General features: G+C 57.7%; 15 protein-coding genes and 3 pseudogenes. 12 read left to right on the plus strand and 6 right to left on the minus strand.

What is annotated here, in order from left to right:
• Window positions 1-56 precede the first annotated feature (56 nt).
• From PMI07_RS16030 to PMI07_RS16050, 6 genes and pseudogenes are all read left to right on the plus strand, one after another.
• Window positions 57-698, plus strand: a complete 642-nt coding sequence (locus tag PMI07_RS16030) for an NAD(P)H-dependent oxidoreductase (protein ID WP_007753975.1) — start codon at window positions 57-59, stop codon at window positions 696-698.
• 7 nt (window positions 699-705) lie between these two features.
• Window positions 706-1,287 (plus strand): TIGR00730 family Rossman fold protein, encoded by a 582-nt coding sequence (locus PMI07_RS16035; RefSeq protein WP_007753973.1) that lies wholly within the window; start codon window positions 706-708, stop codon window positions 1,285-1,287.
• A gap of 123 nt (window positions 1,288-1,410) precedes the next feature.
• A pseudogene (locus PMI07_RS35690) lies at window positions 1,411-1,562 on the plus strand (IS481 family transposase); the annotation flags it as partial.
• Window positions 1,563-1,631: 69 nt separating this feature from the next.
• Window positions 1,632-2,003, plus strand: coding sequence for a hypothetical protein (locus tag PMI07_RS16040; RefSeq protein WP_007753961.1), 372 nt, complete (start codon window positions 1,632-1,634; stop codon window positions 2,001-2,003).
• A 91-nt stretch (window positions 2,004-2,094) separates the two neighbouring features.
• Window positions 2,095-3,276, plus strand: coding sequence for a helix-turn-helix transcriptional regulator (locus PMI07_RS16045; RefSeq protein WP_007753943.1), 1,182 nt, complete (start codon window positions 2,095-2,097; stop codon window positions 3,274-3,276).
• A gap of 126 nt (window positions 3,277-3,402) precedes the next feature.
• Entirely contained in the window at window positions 3,403-4,017 is a 615-nt protein-coding gene (locus tag PMI07_RS16050) for a LysE family transporter (protein WP_037087177.1), read from the plus strand.
• 691 nt (window positions 4,018-4,708) lie between these two features.
• On the opposite strand, the gene PMI07_RS16055 is transcribed toward PMI07_RS16050, so the two are convergent.
• Window positions 4,709-5,365: an outer membrane protein gene (locus PMI07_RS16055; protein WP_007761447.1), complete on the minus strand. Its 657-nt coding sequence runs from the start codon at window positions 5,363-5,365 to the stop codon at window positions 4,709-4,711.
• A gap of 663 nt (window positions 5,366-6,028) precedes the next feature.
• Here PMI07_RS16055 and PMI07_RS16065 point away from each other — a divergent pair.
• The gene (locus PMI07_RS16065) at window positions 6,029-6,310 is read left to right on the plus strand and encodes a hypothetical protein (protein WP_024163855.1); all 282 of its coding nucleotides are present in this window, start codon (window positions 6,029-6,031) and stop codon (window positions 6,308-6,310) included.
• A 261-nt stretch (window positions 6,311-6,571) separates the two neighbouring features.
• On the opposite strand, the gene PMI07_RS34955 is transcribed toward PMI07_RS16065, so the two are convergent.
• Complete coding sequence (locus tag PMI07_RS34955; protein WP_007773600.1) at window positions 6,572-6,730, minus strand: hypothetical protein; 159 nt, start codon at window positions 6,728-6,730, stop codon at window positions 6,572-6,574.
• Window positions 6,731-7,240: 510 nt separating this feature from the next.
• Here PMI07_RS34955 and PMI07_RS16075 point away from each other — a divergent pair.
• Entirely contained in the window at window positions 7,241-7,957 is a 717-nt protein-coding gene (locus PMI07_RS16075) for an MOSC N-terminal beta barrel domain-containing protein (protein ID WP_024163856.1), read from the plus strand.
• 10 nt (window positions 7,958-7,967) lie between these two features.
• Here the strand turns inward: PMI07_RS16075 and PMI07_RS16080 are convergent, their stop codons facing one another.
• Window positions 7,968-9,839, minus strand: coding sequence for an FAD/NAD(P)-binding protein (locus PMI07_RS16080; RefSeq protein WP_245277173.1), 1,872 nt, complete (start codon window positions 9,837-9,839; stop codon window positions 7,968-7,970).
• Here PMI07_RS16080 and amyA point away from each other — a divergent pair.
• From amyA to PMI07_RS16100, 4 genes and pseudogenes are all read left to right on the plus strand, one after another.
• Window positions 9,838-11,325, plus strand: a complete 1,488-nt coding sequence (gene amyA, locus PMI07_RS16085) for an alpha-amylase (RefSeq protein ID WP_007768635.1) — start codon at window positions 9,838-9,840, stop codon at window positions 11,323-11,325. The genes PMI07_RS16080 and amyA overlap by 2 nt on opposite strands.
• A 56-nt stretch (window positions 11,326-11,381) precedes the next feature.
• Window positions 11,382-13,214, plus strand: a pseudogene (gene malQ, locus PMI07_RS16090) (4-alpha-glucanotransferase); the annotation flags it as partial.
• A gap of 963 nt (window positions 13,215-14,177) precedes the next feature.
• A complete protein-coding gene (locus PMI07_RS16095) occupies window positions 14,178-14,387 on the plus strand; it encodes a cold-shock protein (protein WP_007768629.1) in 210 nt (69 codons plus the stop codon).
• Window positions 14,388-14,549: 162 nt separating this feature from the next.
• Window positions 14,550-14,825: a hypothetical protein gene (locus PMI07_RS16100; RefSeq protein ID WP_007768627.1), complete on the plus strand. Its 276-nt coding sequence runs from the start codon at window positions 14,550-14,552 to the stop codon at window positions 14,823-14,825.
• A gap of 110 nt (window positions 14,826-14,935) precedes the next feature.
• On the opposite strand, the pseudogene PMI07_RS34960 reads toward PMI07_RS16100, so the two are convergent.
• From PMI07_RS34960 to PMI07_RS16115, 3 genes and pseudogenes are all read right to left on the minus strand, one after another.
• Window positions 14,936-15,619: pseudogene (locus PMI07_RS34960) on the minus strand (IS6 family transposase); the annotation flags it as partial.
• A gap of 3 nt (window positions 15,620-15,622) precedes the next feature.
• Window positions 15,623-16,555, minus strand: coding sequence for an alpha/beta hydrolase (locus PMI07_RS34965; RefSeq protein ID WP_007768621.1), 933 nt, complete (start codon window positions 16,553-16,555; stop codon window positions 15,623-15,625).
• Window positions 16,556-16,829: 274 nt separating this feature from the next.
• A complete protein-coding gene (locus PMI07_RS16115; protein ID WP_007768617.1) occupies window positions 16,830-18,263 on the minus strand; it encodes an FAD-binding oxidoreductase in 1,434 nt (477 codons plus the stop codon).
• Window positions 18,264-18,293: the final 30 nt, after the last annotated feature.

The following is an 18,293-nucleotide window of genomic DNA, read 5'->3' on the forward strand; positions in this document are numbered from 1 at the left end:
TGGGCTGGTCCACCCTGACGTTACAACAAACCGTAGTGATTGAAGGGAATGGATAGATGAGAAAGATCCTGCACGTCAGCGCCAGCCCCCGCGGCAAAGCGGCCGAGAGCTATCGGCTCTCCCAAAGGCTCATTGCCGAGTTGCGGCAACGGAACCCGCCCGTAGAGCTGGTGGAACGGCCTGTTGGTACTGGAGGCCTGCCGCATATCGACGAAGATTATGCCGTGTCCCAGGCGTCTTCCGAGGACGTGTCCGCCACGGGCTCGATGGCCCGCTCGGAGGAACTTGTGCGCGAACTAGAAAGCTGCGACTGGCTGGTCATTTCGACGCCGATGCACAACCTGTCCGTCCCGTCGGCGCTGAAGGCTTGGATCGATCATGTTGTGAGGGCACGGCGAACATTTTCGATCGGACCCGGCGGCAAGGCCGGTCTCCTACGGGACCGCCCGGTCTTCATCGCTATCGCTTCCGGAGGCAGCTTCTCCGGCGCGCAGGCCCGGCAGCCGGATTTCCTCACGCCATACCTCAAAACCGTTCTCGCCACGATCGGCCTGAAATCCGTGACCTTCTTCATCGTTCAGGGAACCGGGGCCGGAGGCGACGTGCTGGAGCGGACGAGACAAGCGACCGATCTTGAAATTACCGCCTACTTTTCCGGCATCGAAGACATCGCGGCGACCGCGAAAGCCGTTGGATGAGGTCGACATGAGCACGCGTATTCTAAAATCCATCGCCGTCTTCTGTGGGTCGAATTTTGGCGCGACGGATGCCTACACTGACGGTGCAAGGGCGCTCGGACATGCGCTCGCCGCCGAAGGTGTCGGCCTCGTCTATGGAGGCACTACAAAGGGCCTGATGGGCGTCGTCGCCGACGCCGTACTCCAGTCCGGCGGCGTGGTCCATGGTGTCATCACCGAAAGCCTGCATCAGCGCGGCCAACAGCATCTGCTTCTCACGTCGCACGAGATCGCTCCGACACTTCGCATGCGCAAGCAGCGCATGGTCGAACTCGCCGACGGCTTCATCGCCATGCCCGGCGGTATCGGCACCATCGAGGAACTGATGGAGGTCTGGACGATGAACCAGCTATCGGAGATCGACAAGCCTGTCGGGCTGCTGAACACGTCCGGCTTCTTCGACAGCTTCCTGGGCTTCATCGACCACATGGTGGAAACGAAGTTCCTGCCCGCAGCGCACCGTCACTCGATCTCGGTCGACGTCGATACGGCCCGGCTGCTCGGCAGCCTGCGCCGTTTTGAGCCCGTCCGCATCCCGAAGTGGATGTAGCCATGCCTCCGATCAAAGCAGGCGGTGAAGTGAGCGCCTTGAAGAGATCGAACTTGCGACCCATGACTTCGTCACATGGCCGGCAGGGGATCAGTGCCTTCGCTTAGGATTGCGAGAGATCTGGATGGCGAGATATTCCGCGGTCACGCCTTTGAAGATATCTGCGCAAAAAGGTATTGAACACCGGACGGCCAAGCCCATTCACTCCCGGAGCAACTATCAGGTCGAGCGAATGAACCGAACGATCAAATATGCTAACCATCAAACGCTATTATTAAGCACGAGATGATCAGCTTCGCCAGCATCTGAGTGACTTCGTCGTCGCCTACAAAGCCTTATCCAGCATGGTGGCGATTTATTTCTACCCCTATCAGGAGATCAACGTCCCGCTGTTCTACATCTCCCAGATGCTGTCGAGCATCGGCATGGCGAGGGCGGCCGTCATCGGCGTCGTCGCCGGGCTGGGCGCGCAAAGCAAGATCGTCGCGCTGGCGCCGGCCTTCATAATCATGTTCGACACCGAAATGGATCCAGATCCTCGAAAAGAGTGGATCCCGCCGTGCCCGATTACGGACAAGATCACGTTCGTCGCGGTGAAACTTGCCAATCTCCCTCAATCGCGTAGGAAAATCCGCTGTGGCGCGCTTCCGACCACTCGGTCGGAATGGGTTGGCGCAGAATTGGCTTTGAGGCACAAACATCGCCCGATCGGGTGATGCTTGTGCGAGGGCCTGCCTTTAGGCAATCATGATAGTGCAGTGATCGCAGTAATTAGCAAGTCCCTTTGGTTAAACGAGAGGCGCTGATATGGATCATGTCGAGATCGTTGAAGGTATTTATCGAGCTGCCGGCGGAACCGACACCTGGCCACAGGCGCTTGGCTCGATCATCGAATATGTCGGCGCCGTCGCTGGAAACATCGTCTATCAAGCTCCCGGAGGCCGCGGCAGCTTCCTCATTCCTGGGCGCATGCGCGAAGATTTAAATGCATTGTATCTCGAGCGCTATACCGGAAATCCGTATGCGCGCGCGTTCGAAAAAATCAGACCGAACGAAATAGCGGTCGGAAACACCCTGATCGATGCAGAGGCCGTTCGGCATTCCGCCTTTTATGCCGACATTTGCGAACCTCAGGACATCTTCAATCAGCTCTTCATGCCGCATGCCAGCCTGCACGAGCGCGGAGGCATCGGAGGAATTGCCCTCTTCCTGTCTCGCCAACAAGACGAGCATGTGCTGAAAGCCACGACGCGGCTGACACAGATCGCACCGCATATCGCACGCGCGATCGATTTGTCCCTCCAGATGAACCGGATAGGTCGTGGTCCCGGATTGGCGCAACGACTGATCGACGTAATGTCGGATGCTGCCGTGTTGATCGACGCGCGCGGCACGATCTTGCTGCTCAACCCGGCAGCCGAAGCTCTCCTGAAGCGAGGCGACGGCCTTTTTATCAGCAGATCCGAAAGGCCTGCACTCGCTGCCCATATGCCCGAAACATCGAACCGTCTGGCAAAGGCCATTCGCCAGGCGCTCATAGTCGCCTTGGGTGGAGACACGCCTTTCGAGGGAGCATTGCCGGTGTATAGACCGTCAGGCTTGCAGCCTTATTTGGTGGTCGTTACTCCACTCGCCCCAACGCCGTTCTCCGAGTGGGATGCGGTTGATGACGATGCGCGCGTTCTTGTTCATATTGTCGATCCGGAAAGCAAAACCCGCCTGCAAGCCCGGCAATTGCAGAACATCTTTGAACTTACTGAAGCCGAGACGAGGGTCGCGGCGCTGATCGGGACTGGAATGAACCTCCCTGAGGTCGCTCGGGTCCTGGGGATTTCGCCCAACACGGTGAAGACGCACGTCAGCCGGTGCTTTGGCAAAACAGGCGTTCGATCGCAGGCTGCGCTGGCGAGGTTGATCGCATCGATCCCAATTGCGGAGAAGAGAACAATAGCCGTGGCCCTCTCCGGCGACACGGCCTCGGCCGTTTAATCGACCGTACCCTAGAAATTGAATGACTCAGCCTCAATGAATCGCCCGACTGGGTGACGCGAGCTATTTGAAAAGCGCCAAATTACATCTCAGCCTAACAATCGCGTAGTTCTGACGATGGTCATCATGCCGCTGCTCGCCTCGATAGCATTGCCGTACGCGCTCGTCTTGATGACCCCAGGTCCGAATTTACTTGTTGTTCTTCGAGTTGCCGTGAACCCGTCCTGGCATCGCTCTTTCAGTGTTGCGGCAGGCGTGGCGTCCGGCGCCGCCGTTGCATGCTTCCTTGCCGCCATAGGCGCATCGACTGTCGACACGATCGACGGCTTGGATCTCTGGGGTTCTGCCCTTCTCTCTTCGATTTTGCTGTATTCGGCATGGCGGCTCATCCGGCGACCGGCAAGCCCTCAAGCATCGTACTCACCGACAGTGGGGACGCTCAATCTCCGGCTCTTCGGCCTAGGATTGGTAACCGCTTTATCCAATCCCTTGTCTATTCCGTTTTTCGTCAGCTTCTACCTTGCCGAACCCGACTTCAGAACCCTTTGGGGTCGAGCGGTCGTGTGCTGTGTCATCTTCCTCATGGCGCTGACGTGGTTCACAGCCGTCGGCCGCCTGTTCTCCAGCTCCGCAATACAGCGCGCCGGCGCAAAATGGCGCGAGAGCGCACGGTTCACGTTGGCGATCACGATGGGAATTTACGCTCTGAAGTTGCTCTACGAGACTTTGATCGGCGGATAGCATCTCGACGCATCCTGGTCGAATAGGTCGCGCGAATTTCGTGACCGGCGGGCAGCGGCCACGCATTCGCGGATGCTCTCTTGGGCCTGCAGCCAGGCGATGCGGTAATTCTCCTCGCCTACGGCAAGGTTCACAAGGAAAGCCTGCCGATCAAGGAGGAGCTTCAACGTCTTGGCATGTTGTCCCGTTTTGACGCAGGCGCTGTGGGTATTTACGAGTGGCTAAGTACGTCCGCTAACGGAACTGGAACCATTTAAATCAAGTGGGGAAGACTGCCCCCTGCCGCGACCGATCCTCCTTGGCGCGGTAGGAGGCCTGGCACGGCGGATCACACGAGGGCGTATGTGCCAGGCCTCTTGCAGGCAACGGCCGCCCACGCGACGGCGCGCACTTGAAACCGTTGAGTGGCCGCCGGTCGTGGCGGTGCTCAGGCTTGCTCATTGTGTGAAACTGACATGATGTGCAGAGGGGTCGAGAACTGCAAGCATTGCTTGGGGAATGAACGTTTCGCTGGTTGCTCGTTGGTCTATTCACCGCAGATGATGAAGCTGATATATTCTCATACCTAACGTGGCGGACGGAGCCCCGTGGCCGTAATGGGCTGCGGGGCTTTTTCCGTTCTAAGGTGCATCCCAGAACGAAAGAGCCCCGCTTTCGCGAGGCCCAAGAGGCAGTGGGAAAGATAGTTCGTTTAGAACTTCACGCCGACGCCAACCTTGACAGCATGCTGATTGAAATCGGTGTCAATGGTGCCGGCGCCAAAGTCGAAAGTCTCGCTGCCGAAGTCGGTGTAGCGATATTCTACGCGTGCGAAGATGTTGTCAGTGAAAGCGTAATCAAGGCCAGCGCCAACGGTGTAGCCGCTGAAGGTCTCGCTGCGTTCTCCGAAGCCCGGCACCGATGCTTCGCCGCGTGTGCCGGCCCAGCCGCCGGTCGCGTAAATCAGAGCCCGGTCGAAAGCGTAACCGAGGCGAACGCGCGCGGAGCCTTGCCACGTCGTCTTAACCTCGGCGCCGGCGGTAATTTCGTCCTCGTTCCAATTGTAATCGAGGTCGCCTTCAACGCCGAGCACGAGATTGTTGCTGAACTGGTGGTTATAGCCAACGAACGCACCAAAAAGGCCGCCGTCGAGATCACTGCCAAAGGTCACAGGGGCGCCGCTGATGGTGGAATCCGCGTCACCCCAACCGTATCCGCCCTGGATACCGAGATAGGGGCCGCTCCAGGTAAACACGACAGGTACTTCCTCGGCGACTGGCGCTGCGGGAACCTGATCAACAGCATCGGCAGCATTCGCGACGCTGGCAAGGGCAAATACTGCTGCTGCGGTATAAAGAAGCTTTCTCATTATCGATCCTCGTTACGTAAAATTGGCTTTTGACAAATATAGCCCACGACGCGAAAAAGACTGTAGCGCCAATGCCACACCCTCCTCGTGTATTGCGGTCAGCTTGAGAAGAGATTTCTTAATCTCCGAGATAGCCTACCCCTCATGCTGTCCAAGGGATCGTGTTGTGCTGCCGGATGTTAGGAAGGGGTGGGCTGTCGGAGTCGCTGCAATGTTAGACTCGAAACGTTGGCGCCGACCTGTAGTCTACGACGATGAGAACGGCGTTAGTCGTAAGGTAAGCAGCACTGAGCAGACTTCGGACATTATGATGACCTCACGGCCAGTGAGTCATGGGAATGAACTTGCAGCGGCTAGCAAAATCTTCCTAGATGTCATGAGTGGCAGCCGACCGGTAGCCGAAGCGCGGGCTGCGTTTCTGCGAGCTGCAGAGGAAGCGGACCTCGACATCAGCGAAAATTAAAAATCGCCACATTTGAATCGGGGGCGATTTCGTACGAGCCCGCCACAGCCCTCGGCTGCGTCGAAGTCGTACACTGGAATATCCTGAACTTTCCACTCGGCAGACGATGAGTGGGCCTTCATTTAGCTCGACTGTCTTTCGCGGAACTTTTCCCTCTCAGGCGGGTTCGGTGCCGGTCATCAACTAGGAGGAAATTCCCTATGACACTTAAACTTCTTGCTGTCGCTGCCCTTTCGCTCGGTCTCGCCACAGCTGCAGTTGCTCAGACCGCCGGCGGCGGAAGCGGAAACAACGGCGCCTCGTCAGGTGGCGCGAGCGGCTCCAGCGCCAGCGGAGGTGCCGCCGGTGCCGGCAGCACTGCAGGCGGCGCCAGCTCCGCCGGATCCGGATCGTCTTCCTCCAGCGGTCAGCAGAGCGGTGCACAGTCCGGCGTGGACAAGTGTGTGCCGGACGCTCAAGGCAAGAAGCCAGTCGGCTGCTGAGGGAGCGTGATCATCGGAACTAGCTTCAAGTACGATCTCGACGGGTCACTGAAGAAGCAGGAGCGGAAATGTCTACAGGTGAGTATCTGATCATCAAAAATAGGTTGCAGCTCGGGAACCCAACACGTTGCTACCGGTTTGAACATTGGACGCAGCGGCCGCGTTTCTCCTATCTCCAGAACATCCCCTGAGGTGGCTGCGTTCCGTACTTCGTGAACTACCCCGCCAAACTTTGCCCGCTTAGGCGGGCATTTTTTGGCTTTATCGCTCCAACTTGCGACGCAGCGCCTTCAGTAAGCCATCCAACTCGGCGTTGGCGTGGTCCGCGAGCATGAGATCTTCGCCAACCTCGATGATAGCGGTCAGCAACTCGTCTTGGCGCCATCCGGCGCCCACAGCCGCTTGGATGACGTCTTGCATGGGCAGCTCGATCGCTATTTGACAGAACAGGTGCCTTCACGAGCTCGGACGTGTGGTGGAGATCGCAGACCTGCCGACTCGGACGTACTTGATCGCAGCGCTTGGCGGAGGCAGGCCGAGAGGAGAGAGCTGATGCAGCCATGCGCCGCGGCATCTAGGCGCCCTAGCTATCGCGAGAACGTTGTTCCAGTGGTGCTGGCTTGGTTTAGCAGTGTTGCGATTGCGGTTATGAGTTGCGCCTCAACAAACTGCTTTTGAAGGACAATGATGCTCGGCACTCCGTGGGCCGACCAGAGGTTGGCGCTATATCCTGTTATATAGATGACGGGCATAGTCGGCGTTAATTCACGGGCTAGATGTGCAACGTCCCAACCGCTTGGGCCAGTGCCAAGCCGGCCGTCTGTCACTACGGCAGATAAAGAGGCGTCTCTGTCACCCGACGTTTCGAATGGGAACCCGCTGCTTGTCACTACAGTTCCGCAACCAGGAATGATCGCGACGAGGAGACGCATGGGATTGGAGCTTCTCGGAATTATCAGAGAAATATGGCGCCACCCGGTCAGTTCCACGGGTGGCGAACAGCTGACATCGGTTGAGATCGATAAGGGTGGCATCGCCGGTGACCGCAGCTGGTGTATTGCAGATGCCAATACTGGCCAGCCGGCGGCCCCGGAGAAAGAGGTCCGCTGGCGTCCAATACTCTTCCTACAGTCAAGGTTGCTATCTGGTATGCCTGAAATCGGCTTTCCGGACGGTATGTGGGCAGCGGTCGATAGCAAGCACCTGGACGCCAAGCTGTCCATGCATTTCGGCTTCGATGTATTGGCTCGCCCTTATGAGAAGGCAGCCACTAGGCGCTACGATCCCAGCCCTCTCCACCTGCTGACCACTGGGTCTCTGGATCGTTTGGCGACACTGCTCGGCGAGAACTCGATGGATAGCCGCCGGTTTCGTCCAACGGTGTTGCTGGAAACGTCCGGCGATACGGGTTTCCTGGAAAAATTTTGGATCGGGCAAAAATTGCAGATCGGTCAGGTTACCGCTCGGGCCGATGGAGAAACCAAACGATGCGGCATGACGCTCGTGGCACAGCCAGGCCTTTCCGAGAACCCGGAGATCCTGAGAACCATTCTTCGCCAAAACCGGCGAAACCTCGGCATATACTGCACCGTCGACGCACCCGGCCGTATCACCCTCGGCGACCCAGCCTATAGAATTGTCGAATGACATCCGACAATCAAGCGGGTGAAAGGACAGCCTTGGCTTCCGTTTCCAGAATTGCTTTCGATATCGTCTCGCCAATGTCTCGAGCGCTGGTGATGCCCTGTACAAATGGAAGTTTGTGCAGCAGAAAAGCAATCGAGCCGCAATAGAGGTTGTGGGATAGATCGTCTTCGAAGACCGGCCTGAACTGGTCGTCGAGATCGACACCCCCTGTACGGACGATCGCTTCGTCATCGCCGTCGAGAGAAAGTGTAGCGGTGGTCGCCGCCTTTCGAACCACGCCCTGCTCCAGCAGGGTCGGGAATGGGATGTCTCTAGCGGATAGGCCATGCTGCCCGGTCGCATCAATAAATGCATCGAACCGAAGATCGTTACCGTCGAAGCGAACGATCGCACCGCGCTCGACGCTCGTATTGTCGATATCGCTGTCATTGCCGAGGGCCACAATCTCGAGTTTCCCAGCCCGATGTAACGCTAGAAGCCGTTGGATCGATTCATGCGGGACAGTCGCGTAGTCATCGACGAAGACGGTCTTAAAGTGTTTGTGAAACAGCTTGAGATCATCGGCGTCGAGGTGTGGGATTGCCCGAGCAACCACCTCATGCATTCGCAGGATCGCGTAGCGCCATTCAACAGTGTATCCGCGCTCCTTGTTGGCTTTCGCCTCGGCGAGATTGCGCGCCGCCCAGGAAAACGGATCGGTGGTCTCGCGCTTGTGGAAATACGCAAGTGCCAAGGTTTCAACGGTGAGGAGCGAAAGACCGATGCTGGCCGCGTAGTCCGGATCGCACGATACCAGTTCGGCCTTGAATAGCTCGAAGACCGCATCGAGAAGGCCATGTTTATGATTGCGGATCAACTCATCTACCGCGTCCTCCGTGCAGATCTGCAAAGGCCGGTAGGGGATCTCGCAGTAGAAATCCGCCTCAGGCAGGACGCCTTTCCGCGACATCATCGTCGCATGAAAACCCTCCGTACCAGGAAGCGGCCGGTATTGGAGATCGCCCTGTTCATCGAGCAGAAACATCCCGTGGGCGGTCGAAACCGTGATCAGCGCGTCGATGCCGCTGAGCGACGTTCCCAGGATGCCAACCCTGCAGGCAGAAATTGTCTTGAGAATGGGGGCTGGCCACGGAGACAGGAAATAGCCTGGCCTTATCTCGGTAGTTTCCGGCCAATCATGGCCGGTTGCCATGACCACATGATCGAATCCGAACTCGACGGGCTCAATGTCTGCCGCGGCGACACTCAACCGGATGTCGGACTTTCGCAACTCGATATCGCGAACGCGATGCGCTGCCTTCACCTTGATCGAGTGGCCCTTAGCCTTGCCCATGGCGAGTAGCTGCGAAAACTGTGCGTGCAGGAATTCGCCCAGCACGACCCGAGGATAGAATTCCCGCTCGCCGATCGCGGTCCGCTCAATCCCAAGCCTTTGAAGCTCGTCATCCGACTGGCGCATGAGCCATTCCACCAGGGTCTCGCAGATCCGAGGCAATTCGATGCTGGCAATGTTGGACAGCATCGCCCTGTCATTCAGATCCGGATGATAAGGCGTTCCCTTGCCAGGCTCTGCTTCACTCTCGAAGATCGTGATGGAAACCGGCCTTGGACTCTCGATCAATCCCTTCAACGTATAGATTCCTGTCGGGCCGGACCCGATGATCGCAATCTCCGATGTCATGATATGGTCGTTGTCCCCTTGCAAGCGCGCCTGACTGGCGACTCTCAGAACAGGTTGAGCCGACCTAGGTTCCGTCGCGGGGCTTTCAAGACCTAACTTAAGCAGAGACCTGGAAAGAGAAATCTGCAACCTGGTGGCAGACCCCCGAAACCAATCCTGCTCACGCCCGTTGAATGGCGCCACATCAACGAGGTTCGCCATGACGCAACGCACGCTCCTCCAATTCTTTCACTGGTACACGCCCAATGGCGGAAGGCTCTGGAAGGAAGTTGCGGAGAAAGCGGAAGCGCTTGCATCCATGGGCATCACCGACGTCTGGCTGCCGCCCGCTTATAAGGGTGCTGCTGGCTCGTCTTCGGTCGGCTACGATACCTACGATCTCTTCGACCTTGGCGAATTCAATCAGAAGGGAAGTGTCGCCACCAAATATGGTGACAGAACATCTTTTGAGAACGCCTGCAACGCCTTGCAGATCAACGGCGTGCGGGCCATCCACGACGTAGTCTTCAATCACAAGATGGGTGCCGATGAAAAGGAACGCGTCAAGGTCCGCAGGGTCAATGCCGACGATCGGACCCAGATCGAGGACGATACATTTGAGGCGCTCGCCCATACACGCTTCACCTTTCCCGGCCGGCAGGACAAGCATTCAAAATTCGTCTGGGACAAGCAGTGCTTTAGCGGGGTGGATGTCGTCGAACAGCCCGACGAAACCGGTGTCTTCAAACTCGTCAACGAGTATGGCGAGGGGCAATGGAACGAACAGGTCGACGACGAACTCGGCAACTTCGACTACCTGATGGGCGCAGATGTCGAGTTTCGCAACAATGCCGTTTACGAGGAACTCAAATACTGGGGCCGGTGGCTGAACGAACAGGTCGCAGTCGGAGGTTTCCGCCTGGACGCCGCCAAGCACATTCCCGCCTGGTTTTTCCGCGATTGGGTCGGTCATATGCGAGACAGCATCAGCCCGGATCTCTTTGTCGTTGCCGAATACTGGCACCCCGACATGGCTGCCCTCGGTTCCTATCTCGATCTCGTCGACAAGCAGTTGATGCTGTTCGATGTAGCCTTGCACCACAGCTTCCATGATGCCTCGAAGCAGGGGGCGAATTTTGACATAAGCCGGATTTTTGACGGATCGCTGGTCGCGTCGATGCCGGACCATGCAGTCACCCTGGTCGACAATCACGACACGCAACCGCTGCAGTCACTCGAGGCGACGGTCGATCCCTGGTTCAAGCCGCTGGCCTATGCGCTGATCCTTCTGCGGGAACAGGGCGTGCCATGTGTGTTCTATCCCGACCTGTTCGGCGGTTCCTATCGCGACACCGGCGATGACGGCAATGAGCATGACATCGATATGCCGGTGATCGAGTGCCTTTCGAAACTGGTCGAAGCGCGCAACCAGTTCGCGCACGGTCCGCAGACCGACTACCTCGATCATCCCTCCTGCATCGCATTCGTGCGGCATGGAACGGTCGACCTCCCCGGCTGCGTTACCGTCATGTCAAATGGTAATGCGGGCGAAAAATCGGTCGATCTCGGCGCGGAAGCCGCGGGCGTCAGCTTCCGGGATTACCTCGGTCATCGCGACGACGAGGTCGTCGTCGGCGATGACGGCAAGGCGAGCTTTCCGGTTCATGGGGGCGGTATCAGCGTCTGGGTCCGCGCCGATGCTATGTGAGAGTGTCGAGCGCCCTGGCATAGGAGCAATGCATGTCTAACGCGCATTTGGCCGGCTTGACCGGAAGCGTGCTGGATCAACTGGCACGCGAGCACGGTATCGACCTCAAGCGTCCGACGCCCGACGGCCAGACGGTCGAAATCTCCGATGACACCAAGCGAAAGCTTCTGCATGCGCTGAAAGTTGACGTGTCTGAGGATCGATCTATCGATCCCGTCGGCCGGAGGGCCGGACCGCATGGCTTCGAAACTGCGACCACCTGCTTCGTCCCCGATTTCTTGGTCGAGGAACGGGTCTGGGGACTGAGCCTTCAGCTTTATGAACTGCGCTCGCAGCGAAACTGGGGGATCGGCGATTTCGAGGACCTGCGGGTTATGATAGGCTTGGCCGCCTCGCTCGGCTGCGACTTCATCGGATTGAATCCGCTGCACGCTCCGTTTGTTGCCGACGCCCGTCGATGCAGCCCTTATGAACCGTCTAGCCGGCTATTCCTCAATCCGCTTTATATCGCGGTCGACAAGCTGCCTGGATTCCAGCCGGATATCGAGCAACAAACAGCGATTGAGGCGCTGCGCGCTACCGATCTTGTCGACTACGAGGCAGTGGCATCAACGAAGCTTTCAACATTGCGATCGATATGGGCCCAGTGGAAAGGCACCGATGCGGCCAATTACGGGCATGCGGACTTCGAAACCTTCGTCCGAGACGGCAGAGAGGCGCTTCGTCGTCATGCCCTGTTTGAGACCCTGTCGGAGCATATGGTGCAGAACAGCTGTTCGGCCGGTTGGCGCTCTTGGCCAAAGGAATATCAGGATCCGGACGATCCAGCGGTCGCTTCATTCGGCGTCGCGCATGACGATGACATCCGCTTTCATCTCTGGCTGCAATGGATCACACATCGCCAGCTTTCGGACGCTGCAGCACATGCCCGCGCTTCAGGCCTGCGGATCGGACTCTACCTCGATCTCGCCGTTGGCGAGGCTCTCGATGGTTCCGCGACGTGGAGTGAACGCGAGAATTATTTGGCAGACGCGACAATCGGCAGTCCACCGGATCCGTTCGCCCCGGACGGACAGGACTGGCATCTTGCCGGTTTCCAGCCTTCGCGGATCGCAGGCGGTCAGAAATCACCATTCGAGCGAATGGTGACAGTGGCTATGCAATATGCCGGCGCCATCCGAATCGACCACGCCGCGGCTCTACGCCGGCTGTTCGTTGTGCCTGTCGACGGCACGCCATCCGACGGCGCTTATGTCACCTATCCGCAAAAAGACCTTATCCAGATCCTGGCGGAGACATCGGCACAACATCGCTGCCTCGTCATCGGCGAGGATCTGGGATTGCTCCCCGATGGACTTCAGCACGATCTGACGGCCGCGAACGTCCTGTCCTATCGCATCCTCTCTTACGAGCGCGATGACGCGGGCTTCAAACCTGCCGCCGGCTATCCAGCTCTCGCGCTTGCCTGCATATCGACGCATGACCACCAGACACTGGCAGGCTGGTGGCGCGGTGCGGATATTGCCCTGCGGGCCGAACACGGCATTGTTTCGTCGGACCTGACGCGGCAGCATGAGGCCGCGCGCAAAGTGGAACGGCAGCAACTGATCCAGGCGGTCAGCATTCCGGACGCAGCCGGCGTGACCAAAAACCCTTCGACATCTGCTCTGGACGACCTGACGGTCCGGGCGCATCGTTTTGTCGCCGAGACGCCAAGCATGTTGGTCGCCGTTCGTCTGGCAGACCTGACCAACGAGACACGACCGACCAACGTGCCCGGCACCAGCAGCAGCTATCCCAACTGGCAGCCGAAACTTTCGGTGGCGATCGAGAGACTGTCCGAGCTTCCTCTTTTCAAGGCCGTATCGAACGCGATGAACGAGGGCCGTCAGATAAACCCGTCTGGCCTTGGACCGAACCAGGACAACCGAAGCAAACAAAACTCCTCGGAAACATTCGACGCCTCCCAGCGACGTGGAGGGGTAAAAGAGACGACCGACAAGACGGATGCCCAGAAGCTCGACGCGATTGTCGAGAAATACGCCGACAAAATACCGCGACCTTTGGGTCGTTTCATCAGGTGGATGAGGAAGCCGGAGTTGCGATGGCTTCGCCTGATCGTGGGCATCCTGTTCGTCATTTTCGGGTTCGTCGGGTTTTTGCCGATCCTTGGCTTTTGGATGGTGCCGCTCGGGTTGATCATCCTTGCACAGGACAGCAAATGGCTGCAGCGCCCGACACTGAAGGCCATCACTTGGCTGGAAGGGAAGTTCGCGAAATAAAGACCGCGTGCCGTGGGATCGACCGTTTTTTGAGCTTCTCCCTCGCAGCTCGGATAGCGACATATTGCTCGATGGTCGCGAACCCTAGATTGCGTTAGCGGATCTAGAGAGCATGTCGCTTGCTGCCGCGGAGCAGAGGTATCGCTTGAGTCGGTTCAGCATCGCCATCTTTGTGATCGTGGCGCTCGCCGTCCTTGCTTCTGCTTGCAGTATCGAGCTACTCCCGTTTTCTGAAGCGTATCGAGCAACTCAAATCCACGTCCGAAGATTGCGGCTGCGGACATTGAGTTCACCGATATGGCGCCAGGCTTTGCCACGAACGGGAGGCTGCAAGCTGTCTCGAATCTCAATAAATGCCATTATTGATAGAAATTGACCGTTAAGAAACTAAAAGTTGACCCGCTGCGATAATGGGCGTAGTGATGTCTCTGTCGATATTTGCTTGCTGAGCTTTGGTTACCGCGCGAATGGCACCGCGCTCTGAGCGAACCTTCCTTTCAATAATCGTAATCACCATCCACAGCGCTTACGCGCCGCGGTCGTCTCATATTGCTATGAAAAGGGTTCATCATGACCACTGGCACAGTTAAATGGTTCAATTCCACGAAGGGCTTCGGCTTCATTCAGCCTGACAACGGCGGCACCGACGCCTTCGTCCACATCTCTGCCGTCGAACGCGCCGGTATGCGCGAAATCGTCGAAGGCCAGAAGATCGGCTTTGATCTCGAGCGCGACATGAAGTCGGGCAAGATGTCTGCCTGCAATCTGCAGGCCGTATAATCGGTATCTGCTTTCCTTTGACCACGGATGTACTGGCACTGTCGAAAGCAAACTACCAATGCCAATCGAGGCCAGGCATCATGCCTGGCCTTTTTTATTGGCCGATCAAACGGATCGAGCCATGTCGTTTGCTGGCTATAGCTGGCAAGCATCGGAGATTCCATGAAAGAGCAAGCCAACGAACTACAGGCGATCAACACGGCCTGGCAGATCGCGATTCAGGAAATCCTGAGGATGGTCGTCCGCGATCTGTATAAGTCGGGGGACGAGGCTTCGTTTCACGCGCATATCAAGCGCGTCGAAGAGGCTGCAGTCGACAGCATCTACACGGGGTTGATGCTGCGAGGTACCGACGAGTGGACCGAAGTGCTGGTGAAGGAAAAGGCAAGCAATTTCGTCACCACGCTTCTGACATCCTTCACCTACGACCGGGTCTAGCGTATCGCCAGCTCTTCACGCCCGCACGCTACATTCCCGTAAGGTCTACGCGTGGCATCGTAAACTTAACGGCAACGAGGACAGATCATGACGCCGGCCGAGTTTGTCGGTCATGCCCGGGCGATGTTCGCCCACAGGTTCATCGCCGCTGAACGCAATTCGCGATGATGGCCGGAGGAGATGTCGTGTCGGGGGATGTGGAACAGGTTGGCAATCGGGTCATGGATGGAGACGAAGCGTTGTAGATGTCGCTGTGACTTGAAGCGTTTCATAATCCGTTCTCGTCGCCGGATCGGCTGATGGGAGTTCTCCGTCCGATTGTTCAAGCCCTTGTGTGAGCGATGTTCGACACCCGGCATGATCTCTCGCTTTGCAGCGTCGTAGGACCGGAGCTTGTCGGTGATCATCACTCGCGGCACGCACCCCTGGCTCTTCAACAGCTTGCGCATCAGGCGCTTGGCAGCCTTTGCATTGCGACGACTTTGAACCAGCACCTCCAGAACAAACCCATCCTGATCAACGGCGCGCCAGAGCCAGTGTTTCTTGCCACGGATCGAAACGACGGCCTCATCGAGATGCCACTTGTCGCCGAGCCGACCGGATGAGCGGCGGCGGATCTCGTTGGCGAAGGCACGCCCGAATTTCTCCGCCCAAAGCCGGACCGTTTGATGCGAGACGATGATGCCGCGCGCAGCCAGCAAGTCCTCGACCATTCGCAGGCTGAGAGGGAACCGGAAATAGAGCCACACGGCGTGGGCAATGATTTCAGCGGGAAAGCGATGGCGGCGATATAGAGATCAGAGTCTATCATACCCTGTCATCGCACATCGAGTTCCACGATCCGTTAAGTTGACGATGCCGATTACATGCTTCTCCGCCTTTGGAAGTTTTGCTGCGAACATATCCAGTACCGCCGGCGGCATATAAAGGTCTGCATCCCCTGTGAGCAGCATGATCGGCTTGTCGATCCGGCTGATGCCTTCCCAGGTAATCACGTTCTTTTCATTCAGCCGGGACCGCTTTCCGGGGATAGCGTTTGCAACCTGCGCTTCCCAGGCTTTGGTCCCTTCAGGATTTCCTACCCGGTATGAGCCGGACAGTTCGCGAAATGCCGGTGGCAGATCGGCAAAACCTTTCGGAAGCAACGTCTGGCTGACGGCCTCATAGCCTGGGTCGCTTACGCCGCCGGTGGTGCATGCGATGACCATTGACTTCAATCTATCCGGATACGAGAGAGCAAAATCAATCAGGCGGATACCGCCGGCTGCGACGCCGACGCCGTGAAAAATCTTGATGCCCAAGCTGTCCATCAGTTGCAGAAGATCGTCGGCGTCGCTCGACGTAGAATCGGACGGACCTGCGTCAGAGCCCGCATAGCTGCGGCGCGAATAACCAATGAAACGATAGCCCGCAGCGGCAAACACAGGTTGCTGGTACCCCCACACTTTACCCGACGTCGTTGCAGGGTGGAGGAAGACCACGGCATCACCGTCGCCACCGCTGTCGGTATACCACAGCCCAACCTCGGAGAGCTTGGCAACGCCTTCGCGGGATGGCACGGCTGCGGGCATGGGGACGATATTGATTGCATGAGCGCCTTTTGCGGCCGGGCATGTTTCTGCAGCAGATGCCGTGCTCAGCGATGGCGCGGACATTAAACCTCCGGCCACCGCACCCGCAGTCGTCAGAAATCGACGGCGATTCAAGCTGTGCTTTTTCTCGAATGTCATGATGGTCCTCCTCCCAAAGGCAATCTGGCGGCGACCAAAAACTCCAGCCTCACCGGCTTTCCGCATCACCGCGCTGTCATAGTCATGAGCGCATAGTGGGAAGTCAAAGCACTAATACTCACCGCACGCTTGCGATTGACGCACGTCGCGCAGTTGAGGATGCCTTTGCTCGATAGATGTCGGGTCCGCCTCATCGCCGATTTGGCGCTACCTGCTGAAAAGTTGGCTTGCCAGTTGCGAAGAGGTGGCAGCGATCATGCCACGGCTTTGGATGTCAGCTAGCGGCACCTTCGAACCGCGCTGCTCCCATATCCCCGAGACGGAGTGCTGATTTCAGATTTCCTGCCAGATCCTTGATCGCCGCATCCGTGAACCGGTCATAAAACGCCTGGTTCTTGCGCCCTATTCCATGCTCGGCACTGAAACTGCCGCCAAATGTCTCGACCGCGACTTGGAACACCCAATCTCGAAGACAAACCTCGAAATCCGGCTTTTCCAGCAGCTTGCTCTGCATGGGGACGACAAGGTTGAAATGCACCCCACCATCCCCGACATGCCCGAAGTCGCAAATCCTGACATCGGCGAATTTATGCGGCATTTCCCGACGCATGTAGTCACAAAACGTCAACGTCTCCTGCCGCTTGAACGACAGATCGAAAGCGATCAGTTTGCCGACATGCCTGAGGCTGTCGGAAAGCGCATGCCGCATCGCCCACATCTGCTCGGTCGGTCCAACGACTGCATCCGCCATCAGCTCAGGTCGGCTTTCCCACACCTCGGATAGAACCTCTTCCACGACGGCCTCCAGAGACTGCTCGCCGACCCGCACATCCCAACTGCGGCTGATTTCAAGAAGGATGACGTATTGCGGGACCTGCCCTCCCTGAAACGGATTGCGCAACGACGGGACATGGCTGAGGCCCGCCGCAATCGCATTGCCCGACATCCCCTCGAAAGCAGAGAGGTAGGCGCCGAACTTTCGCTCCATCACGCGCAGCAAAGGCATCACGCTTTGGCCGGAAGCAGGGACCAGGTACGCGGTGGCCGTCTGGCGCGGCAGGTATTCGAGGTTGATCGTGCACTCGGTAATGATACCAAAGGCGCCGCAACTGCCGATGAAGACATGCTTCCAGTCTATGCCGGTGTTGTTCTTGCGCAGGTCGGACCCAAGCTTGAGGACGATGCCGCTCGCATCCGCCAGCACGACAGTGATGCCTAGGACGTTTCTGCGCACATCGCCATACTTGATATAGCGCGACCCGCCGGTATTGGTCGCCGCCATGCCCGCAATGCGTGGATCACCGGCAAGATCAATGGGGAAAAACATACCATGCCGCTCAAGCCGCCGGTTGATTTCGGACAGTGTAAATCCACCGCTCAGAGTTAACGTCCGGTTGTCGAGATCGAGGTCAAAGCGTGCTGTCAGCCGGTCAAGGCTGAGCACGATCTGCGATCCGCTTCCATCCGGCGTCGAACCCGACACAAGGCCCGTATTGCCGGATTGTGGGACGATATGAAGACCGTTCTTCATGCAATAGGCGACTGTAGCCGAGACGTCTTCTGTCGTGCGCGGACGCAGAACGACCGCAGCAAGACCCTCGTCATAGCGCGCACCTGTTTGATAGGCGACCATGGTCGCAGCGTCCGTTACGACGTTCGCTTCACCCAGAATGGTCTGAAGTGCAGACAGGTGCGTCTGATCAATCATGAGAATTGCAGCTCCGCAATCGATAGAATT

This window comes from Rhizobium sp. CF080, assembly GCF_000282095.2.
GTDB lineage: Bacteria > Pseudomonadota > Alphaproteobacteria > Rhizobiales > Rhizobiaceae > Neorhizobium.

What these genes read in the sequence shown, in the direction of transcription:
- PMI07_RS16075 (WP_024163856.1), top strand. Translation starts at nt 7,241, where the DNA reads ATGGGATTGGAGCTTCTCGGAATTATCAGAGAAATATGGCGCCACCCG.
- PMI07_RS16065 (WP_024163855.1), top strand. Translation starts at nt 6,029, where the DNA reads ATGACACTTAAACTTCTTGCTGTCGCTGCCCTTTCGCTCGGTCTCGCC.
- PMI07_RS16055 (WP_007761447.1), bottom strand. Translation starts at nt 5,365, where the DNA reads ATGAGAAAGCTTCTTTATACCGCAGCAGCAGTATTTGCCCTTGCCAGC.
- PMI07_RS16050 (WP_037087177.1), top strand. Translation starts at nt 3,403, where the DNA reads ATGCCGCTGCTCGCCTCGATAGCATTGCCGTACGCGCTCGTCTTGATG.
- PMI07_RS16030 (WP_007753975.1), top strand. Translation starts at nt 57, where the DNA reads ATGAGAAAGATCCTGCACGTCAGCGCCAGCCCCCGCGGCAAAGCGGCC.
- PMI07_RS34955 (WP_007773600.1), bottom strand. Translation starts at nt 6,730, where the DNA reads ATGCAAGACGTCATCCAAGCGGCTGTGGGCGCCGGATGGCGCCAAGAC.
- PMI07_RS16115 (WP_007768617.1), bottom strand. Translation starts at nt 18,263, where the DNA reads ATGATTGATCAGACGCACCTGTCTGCACTTCAGACCATTCTGGGTGAA.
- PMI07_RS16100 (WP_007768627.1), top strand. Translation starts at nt 14,550, where the DNA reads ATGAAAGAGCAAGCCAACGAACTACAGGCGATCAACACGGCCTGGCAG.
- amyA (WP_007768635.1), top strand. Translation starts at nt 9,838, where the DNA reads ATGACGCAACGCACGCTCCTCCAATTCTTTCACTGGTACACGCCCAAT.
- PMI07_RS34965 (WP_007768621.1), bottom strand. Translation starts at nt 16,555, where the DNA reads ATGACATTCGAGAAAAAGCACAGCTTGAATCGCCGTCGATTTCTGACG.
- PMI07_RS16035 (WP_007753973.1), top strand. Translation starts at nt 706, where the DNA reads ATGAGCACGCGTATTCTAAAATCCATCGCCGTCTTCTGTGGGTCGAAT.
- PMI07_RS16080 (WP_245277173.1), bottom strand. Translation starts at nt 9,839, where the DNA reads ATGGCGAACCTCGTTGATGTGGCGCCATTCAACGGGCGTGAGCAGGAT.
- PMI07_RS16045 (WP_007753943.1), top strand. Translation starts at nt 2,095, where the DNA reads ATGGATCATGTCGAGATCGTTGAAGGTATTTATCGAGCTGCCGGCGGA.
- PMI07_RS16040 (WP_007753961.1), top strand. Translation starts at nt 1,632, where the DNA reads ATGGTGGCGATTTATTTCTACCCCTATCAGGAGATCAACGTCCCGCTG.
- PMI07_RS16095 (WP_007768629.1), top strand. Translation starts at nt 14,178, where the DNA reads ATGACCACTGGCACAGTTAAATGGTTCAATTCCACGAAGGGCTTCGGC.